This is a genomic window from Rhodococcus sp. R1101 (assembly GCF_000278445.1).
Taxonomy (GTDB): Bacteria; Actinomycetota; Actinomycetes; order Mycobacteriales; family Mycobacteriaceae; genus Rhodococcus; species Rhodococcus gordoniae.
The window spans coordinates 1-422 of the sequence record NZ_AJVB01000956.1 but is presented as its reverse complement, the minus strand read 5'-3'; the positions used below and the strand labels follow the sequence as shown (position 1 = coordinate 422).

Annotated in this window: 1 protein-coding gene; it reads right to left on the bottom strand. The window is 66.6% G+C overall.

All coding sequences use genetic code 11. From position 1 onward, the window contains the following. Window positions 1-422: ABC transporter ATP-binding protein (locus tag R1101_RS29095; protein ID WP_016935876.1), on the bottom strand; the 422-nt coding region annotated here is incomplete at both ends.

The window sequence follows — 422 nt, the reverse complement described above, 5'->3', positions numbered from 1 at the left end:
ACATGCTGGGCCTCTTCCGTTGCCGTGGCGAGTTCGAGGTCGTGCGTGCGGGTCACCTCCGAGTGCAGCAGCGACCAGATGTCGTGCCGCAACGTCCGGAATGCCTCGCTCGAGCGGACGTCGTCGACGTTCCGGTCGATGTCGACGTCGACGATCGTCTTGATCCGGCCCGGTCGGGACGTGAGGACCGCGACGCGCTGCCCGAGATACACGGCTTCGTCGATGCCGTGGGTGATGAACAGGATGGTCTTACCGGTCTCGCGCCGGATGCGGAGCAGTTCGTCCTGCAGGGATTCACGGGTCTGGGCGTCGAGTGCCGCGAACGGCTCGTCCATGAGCAGGACCTCGGGGTCGAAGGCGAGGCTGCGCGCGATGGCGACGCGCTGCTTCATGCCTCCCGACAACTCGTGCGGGTAGCGGTC